The sequence below is a fragment of the Marinomonas flavescens genome, assembly GCF_004352835.1.
Classification (GTDB): domain Bacteria; phylum Pseudomonadota; class Gammaproteobacteria; order Pseudomonadales; family Marinomonadaceae; genus Marinomonas; species Marinomonas flavescens.
Genome location: NZ_SJSB01000010.1, coordinates 141,429 through 148,148 on the forward strand (window position 1 = coordinate 141,429; position 6,720 = coordinate 148,148).

Annotated in this window: 7 protein-coding genes and 2 rRNA genes; 3 read left to right on the plus strand and 6 right to left on the minus strand. The window is 41.5% G+C overall.

Annotated elements, in window-relative coordinates:
* Positions 1-174: 174 nt before the first annotated feature.
* From ehuA to ehuB, 4 genes are read right to left on the minus strand one after another with little or no spacing between them, the layout of a single operon-like run.
* Positions 175-948 (minus strand): ectoine/hydroxyectoine ABC transporter ATP-binding protein EhuA, encoded by a 774-nt coding sequence (ehuA, locus tag E0D70_RS11880; RefSeq protein ID WP_133012501.1) that lies wholly within the window; start codon positions 946-948, stop codon positions 175-177.
* Complete coding sequence (ehuD, locus tag E0D70_RS11885; RefSeq protein WP_133012502.1) at positions 945-1,622, minus strand: ectoine/hydroxyectoine ABC transporter permease subunit EhuD; 678 nt, start codon at positions 1,620-1,622, stop codon at positions 945-947. Before ehuD ends, ehuA begins: the two co-directional genes overlap by 4 nt.
* Positions 1,619-2,281 carry an ectoine/hydroxyectoine ABC transporter permease subunit EhuC gene (gene ehuC / locus E0D70_RS11890; RefSeq protein WP_133012503.1) on the minus strand — a complete coding sequence of 221 codons (663 nt, stop codon included), beginning with the start codon at positions 2,279-2,281 and terminating at the stop codon, positions 1,619-1,621. The genes ehuD and ehuC overlap by 4 nt, the downstream gene beginning before the upstream one ends.
* An 18-nt stretch (positions 2,282-2,299) precedes the next feature.
* On the minus strand, positions 2,300-3,148 hold the full coding sequence (gene ehuB, locus E0D70_RS11895; RefSeq protein ID WP_133012504.1) for an ectoine/hydroxyectoine ABC transporter substrate-binding protein EhuB: 849 nt from the start codon (positions 3,146-3,148) through the stop codon (positions 2,300-2,302).
* A gap of 290 nt (positions 3,149-3,438) precedes the next feature.
* Here ehuB and E0D70_RS11900 point away from each other — a divergent pair, with 290 nt between their 5' ends.
* The 3 genes from E0D70_RS11900 (at position 3,439) to E0D70_RS11910 (ending at position 5,377) form a co-directional block, all read left to right on the plus strand.
* Complete coding sequence (locus E0D70_RS11900; RefSeq protein WP_133012505.1) at positions 3,439-3,744, plus strand: ArsR/SmtB family transcription factor; 306 nt, start codon at positions 3,439-3,441, stop codon at positions 3,742-3,744.
* 13 nt (positions 3,745-3,757) lie between these two features.
* A complete protein-coding gene (locus E0D70_RS11905) occupies positions 3,758-4,810 on the plus strand; it encodes an alkene reductase (RefSeq protein WP_133012506.1) in 1,053 nt (350 codons plus the stop codon).
* A gap of 111 nt (positions 4,811-4,921) precedes the next feature.
* The gene (locus E0D70_RS11910) at positions 4,922-5,377 is read left to right on the plus strand and encodes a pseudoazurin (protein WP_207923254.1); all 456 of its coding nucleotides are present in this window, start codon (positions 4,922-4,924) and stop codon (positions 5,375-5,377) included.
* 1,038 nt (positions 5,378-6,415) lie between these two features.
* On the opposite strand, the gene rrf (E0D70_RS11915) is transcribed toward E0D70_RS11910, so the two are convergent.
* Both rrf (E0D70_RS11915) and rrf (E0D70_RS11920) read right to left on the minus strand, forming a co-directional pair.
* Positions 6,416-6,530, minus strand: a 5S ribosomal RNA gene (gene rrf, locus E0D70_RS11915).
* A gap of 81 nt (positions 6,531-6,611) precedes the next feature.
* Positions 6,612-6,720: ribosomal RNA gene (gene rrf / locus E0D70_RS11920) — 5S ribosomal RNA — on the minus strand; the annotation flags it as partial.

Genomic DNA, 6,720 nt, shown 5'->3' on the forward strand with positions numbered 1-6,720 from the left:
CCAAACAAAGCTTTGATAACGATCACTATATTTGAAACGAACTTATTTTTGTATACATTTTTAATGCCAGCTAGATGGGGTTCATAAAAAAAGCCGCTATTGCAATAAGCAAAGCGGCTTTAAAAAATCTTCTATTATGTTTAACCTAAAACAACCACACTTGCTATCTACCTTTTACTGGCCTAAATAAGCATTTAGAAAGGCTTTCGTACGAACCTCTTTCGGGGCTGTGAAAATGTCTTCTGGCTTACCTTCTTCAACAATGGCCCCATTGTCAAAAAAGCAAACACGGTCACTAATTTCCCGGGCAAAATACATTTCATGAGTCACTAACAGCATAGTGAAACTCTGTTCTTTCGCCAAATTCCTGATGACATCTAATACTTCATCCACCAATTCTGGGTCCAGAGCAGAGGTAATTTCATCAAGCAATAAAATAGAAGGACGCATAGCCAACGCTCGCGCAATCCCTACTCGCTGCTTTTGACCACCAGATAAATCATTAGGGTAACTATCTGCCTTATCTGCCAAACCGACTAACTCAAGAAGATCATCTGCGGCTTTCTCTGCTTCTTGTCGAGATAATCCCTTTACTCGCATAGGTGCTTCAGTAATGTTTCGTTTAACCGTCATATGAGGAAACAAGTTAAAATGCTGAAATACCATGCCTAAATGATTGCGCATCTTATGCAAATGCTTATTAGACGCTGGTACATAAGCCCCATTCCAAGGCATATGCCACAAAGATTCGCCATTAACATTAATATAACCGCCATCAATGCCTTCTAAGGTCATTAAAATCCTTAACAGTGTACTTTTTCCGGAACCACTGGGACCAATAATTGAAACAATCTCATTCTCTTCGACGCGAAAACTAAAATCGTTAAAAATAGTCGTATCACCAAATCGTTTCTGCACATTTTTGAACTCGATAATTGGCTTTTTCATTTCAAATTAAATCCTTCTTTTGGAAAACGCCTTTCAACCTGATGAATGCCATACGCTGCTACCACACTGAAAATTAAGTATAAAACCCCAACCATAGTAAAAGGCTCTATATATCTAAAGTTCTCTGAGCCGATGATTTTAGCAACTTGAAGCATTTCCAATAATGTAATCGCTGACAATTGCGGCGTTTCTTTAAACATCGCAATAATGTAGTTGCCGGTTGCAGGAATCATTGGACGAATAGCTTGAGGCAAAATAACGTCTCTGTAGGTATCAAGAGTGGATAAATTAAGCGCTCTGGATGCTTCCCATTGCCCTTTATCAACCCCTTCTATGCCACTACGAAACACCTCTGACAAATACGCACCATAGTGAACGCCAAGCGCCAGTACACCTGTAAGCAAGGGTGACATGCTAATGCCAAATTCAGGCATCACGTAATACAGGAAAAATATTTGGACTAACAATGGCGTGCTACGAATAAACTCCATCACCCAATAAACACCGACACGAATAGGCTTACTTCGACCCCTTCTCAATAAAGCAAAAACCAATCCAACGGCTATGGCTAACACACTCCCTAACAAAGTGGCCAACAAGGTGATTTTGGCAGCAGATAGGATCATTGGTAGAACTTCCCAAGCGAACGCCCAATCCCAAGTAACTTGAATCATTGATCAATCCCCCCACGCCCTAATCCTCTGCTCAAACGCTTTTCGAGATAGCGGAAAAATAATGATAAACACTGAGCCATTAAAAAATACAAAACTAAAACAACACCGAAAATCTCTCCAACTTGCAACGTCATATCCGCAAGCGCCTTCGCCTTAAATGTTAAATCGCCAATAGTGATTAACGAAACAAGCGAGGTTGCTTTCACTAGCTCGATTGCCAAATTACCAAAAGGAGGAATCATATTAACCAGCGCTTGAGGTAAAATTATGTGCCACACACGCTGTGTAGAGGTAAAGTTCAATGCGACAGATGCTTCGTATTGGCCTTTAGGAACCGATTGAATAGCGCCTCGTACAACCTCAGTACCATAAGCACCTATATTCAACCCCAAGGCAACAACACCTGCCGTCATTGCATCGATGGATATACCAAAAAAAGGCAACACAAAATAAATCCAGTACAACTGAATAAGTGCGGACGTTCCACGAAAAAACTCTATGTATAAAACCGCAATCTGTTTAATAGGCGCTGGTGCGTAAAGACGGATCAAACCAAAGATGAATGCCATTAACGCAGCAAGAGGCAGTGCCATTGCCACGATTTTAATCGTGACAATGGCACCTTGGAGCAGTACGGAGACAATTTCTCCAAATTCCATTGAGCTACTCCCTAAACACTATTTACAAAGTTTCGCAGTCGTTACATCACCAGGCAATGTATAGGTACCAAAACCGTAAGGCTTAACCAGCGCAAGATGTTCTTTACTGCCGATAAAGGTTGAAAGCTCTTTATTAAACGCATCTCTTAATGACTTATCACCAGGACGGAAACCAAATGCACCATAACCTTTGACCGATTTACCATTAATAACCAAAGCGTCAAAAGGTTGTGCTAATTCAACATGACTGTCTTTATGAGCTAGAGTCGCCATCGTCAAGCTAGTACCTGCAAGAGCATCAATACGACCGGCTTTCAATGCGGCTACACCGGACGGATAATCCGGCAAAGTAACAATTTTACTCATATCAATACCGAAGTCTTTTGCATAACCATACTCAACAGCACCAGACATAACGCCCAATTTCACTGATTTTTTCTTAACATCAGCATAGCCATGAAGTTTGGCTGGATTACCGTTTTTAACCAAAAAGCCTTCCCCAATACTGTAAGTAGGGTTAGAGAAAAGCACTTGTTTGCATCGTTTCGGAGTGACATACATACCAGCAGCAATCACATCAAAACGGCCGGCTCGTAAACCAGGAATTAACGAGCCAAATTCGGTAACCACCACATTAACCTTCTTCACACCCAACTCATGAAGGACATGTACAGCAATACTAGGGGCTTCCCCAGCAGGCTTACCATCGGCTGTTGTGTAACCATAGGGAACTTCATTAGCCACACCGATAGTGACCTCTCCCTTTTCTTTAATTGCATTTAGTGTGTCCGCTGATGCAGAAATAGCAATCAACGACATCGCAAAAGTAATTAGAGATATAATATATTTCTTTGCTGAAAACCTCATTAAAGACCTCTTCCATAGGATAAATTAAAGTTATGAGCTCAATTTCCTTTACTACACTAAATAATATAGTTGAACTATTCAAGAATTAATTAGTCCTGTAATATTTTTAACTGTTATCTTATTTTTCTCTTTTCGTTAATTTCACTTCGCATTCTGTCCAATTTCATCTATCACGGTATAATGGAAAGATTAACATTTTCGAAAACGACAACATTGTGCAATCCGATCTTTGTATTTGCATATCGAGATATTACGATATAAATTAAGCTTCATCTGCTTAGGCTAAAGAAATGACTCAAAAAGATTTTGATAACATCATAAAAGCGCTTTCAAACCCTGCACGACGGGACATACTAACCTGGCTTAAATCCCCTAAAACGGAGTTTCCTGATCAATGCGGTCACTCTGAACATGGAGTTTGTGTGGGTCTCATTTTTGAAAAAGCGGGATTATCTCAATCCACAGTGTCCTCACATTTAGCCAATCTTCATCGTGCTGGTCTGGTGGTATCCAAACGTCAAGGACAATGGGTTTACTATCAACGCAATGAAGCATGTATTAACGAATTTGCAGACTATCTAAAACAAACTTTATAATTTTGGAGCAGTCATGTCTCAGCTATTCGAACCTATTAAAGTAGGCCAAATAGAATTAAAAAATCGCATTATCATGTCCCCTCTTACCCGCTGTCGTGCAAGCGAAGGAAGAGTACCAAACGATTTAATGGTCGAATATTACACACAACGCGCCTCCGCTGGACTTATCATCAGTGAAGCGACCTCCATTGAACCAATGGGTGTTGGCTACCCTGATACACCGGGTATTTGGTCTGATGAGCAAGTTGAGGGATGGAAAAAAATCACCAAAGCCGTTCATGATAAAGGTGGAAAAATCGTTTTGCAGTTATGGCATGTAGGACGAATATCTGACCCTGTTTATTTAAATGGTGCGCAGCCTGTTGCACCCAGCGCTATTGCAGCACAAGGTCACGTTAGCCTAGTACGCCCCACTAAAGAGTTTGAAAAACCCAGAGCATTAGAAACGAATGAAATCAAAGACATCATCAAGGCTTACCGTCTTGGAGCCCAAAACGCTAAAAAAGCGGGCTTTGATGGCGTAGAGATACACGGAGCAAATGGTTATTTACCCGACCAATTTCTTCAGTCTTCTACCAATCAACGTGATGATGAATACGGCGGCAGTCTAGAAAATAGAGCGAGATTTTTGCTAGAAGCAACCGATGCTGCTATTGATGCTTGGGGAGCTGGCCGTGTAGGCGTTCACTTGTCACCACGCTGCGACGCTCATGACATGGGCGATAGCAACCCAAGCGACACCTTTGCCTATGTGGCCAAAGCATTAGCAGAACGTGAAATTGCCTTTATTTTTACCAGAGAACATTTCAATGAACCTGGTCTAACTGCTCAAATCAAAAAACAATTTGGCGGCACGGTTATAGGCAACGAAGCACTGACAAAAGCACAGGCAGAAGAATTGATCAAAAACGATGTCATTGACGCTGCAGCCTTTGGTAAAGACTACATAGCCAATCCAGACTTAGTTGAACGATTAGAACAAGACGCTAAGCTAAATGCATTGAATACCGATACCATGTATGGATCTGGAAAAGAAGGCTATACTGACTATCCTTTCTTAGACTAAAGATAAACTTAAACACATAAGAAAGTCTTAATAATCAGAAATACCAGACCTTGTCTGGTATTTTTTTCTCTAAACCTTACTTAAAAAAATTAACAAAAACGGCGCTGAAAAATGATCAAATTCACCATACTCACAATGATAGCTTTAACAAGCTTGGCTTGTAGCACCGCTTACTCAGAAACCTTTCAAGTAAAAATGGAGAACCGTGGCCCCATGGGGAAAATGGCCTTTGTACCCAGTTTCCTACACATACAGCCAGGAGATTCTATTGAGTTTATTAACGGTACTTTCGGTCATAACGCCATGACCATAAACTACATGATTCCAAAAGGGGCTAAACCCTTTCGCGGCGCCGTAAATGAAGAATTTACCACCACACTTACCCAAAACGGAATTTATGGAATAGTCTGCTTGCCACACTTCAACTTCGGCATGGTGATGCTAGTCCAAGTGGGTAATGATACGAACCTAAGAGACTATGTACTCCCAACGTCCTTACCTAAATATGCTACAAAACGCTTCGAAAAAATCATATCGCATCAACAAGAAAATGATACCGACCTGTAGAACGATAAAACACACGCGAATAACCAAACAAGAGAACCTTCAACATCACAGACGGAGGTTATGCCGACACAGCGTCTATTCAACTGTAGAAAATAATAATGACTAAACAAACAGACCACTCCACTCTCTTTACCTGCGTTAGGCCATATTTTACAGCCGGCGATGACAAACATACTTCGCCCAATCAATCCCTCGCGATCACATATCATCAAGACTTGGGCCAACAGTGATTCTATTTTGTATTTCATACTCGTAACAAAGTGCGCAACAAAATATCTGTCGCGTTCATGGCTCTTGTGTTTAGTTGTTTTTGGCGAAATTATTGATCACCAAGGACTATGACCGTTCCATTATTACTTTAACTAATTGTTATTTATTGATGATTTGTGGGGATACCTCAGGTATCTAACCCTGAGCAACCACTGTGAGAGGTTCTTGTTTTTCATTTGCGCTGACGCGTCGAGCTTGCGAGACAGGCGCAAGCAAATGGAAGAACAAGAAACCGCTGTTCTACTGAAGCTTCGATTACGACGAGGGTCAGAGCCCTTAAACGGCGAGTAATGTGGTTGATTGGACTCTGTACAACTGTTTAAGGGGTCTGACCCTGCACATCTGGCGCGATTAATACCGATGATAAAGCTTAGGGACGCCTGTGCAATCAGTGTGAGAGGTGCTTGTTTCTCATTTACGCTGACGCGTCGAGCTTGCGAGACAGGCGCAAGCAAATGGAAGAACAACAAACACCCGATACTCTAGACAAGCACTGCTTTCAGAGCGAAAAGACTAAAAAATACCCCCTCCAGATCCCCCTTGGCAGGGCAAGGGCTAGATCGAGCCCTGTATTTTTCCGACTTATTTCAGATATAAAAAAGCCCCGACCATCTTAGTTGATCAGGGCTTCTTAGTGTTTAAATCTTGATAACGACCTACTCTCACATGCTTTCCTTCATAAGAGCCCCACACAGGTGTGAGGTTGTTATAGCCTGAAACGAAAAAATCCTACCCCGTTTAACGGGATAGGATTTTTCTTAATTTAAATCTTGATAACGACCTACTCTCACATGGGATCCCCCACACTACCATCGGCGATGACGCTTTTCACTTCTGAGTTCGGTATGGGATCAGGTGGTTCAACGTCTCTATGATCATCAAGAAAACTGGTATGTTTTATTAGAAACTGTCTAATAAAATCAAATTTTCTTATGCCTGATAATTCAGGACTTCTTAATTATAAGCTTGACGACGACCTACTCTCACATGGGATCCCCCACACTACCATCGGCGATGACGCTTTTCACTTCTGAGTTCGGGATGGGATCAGGTGGTTCAACGTCTCTATGATC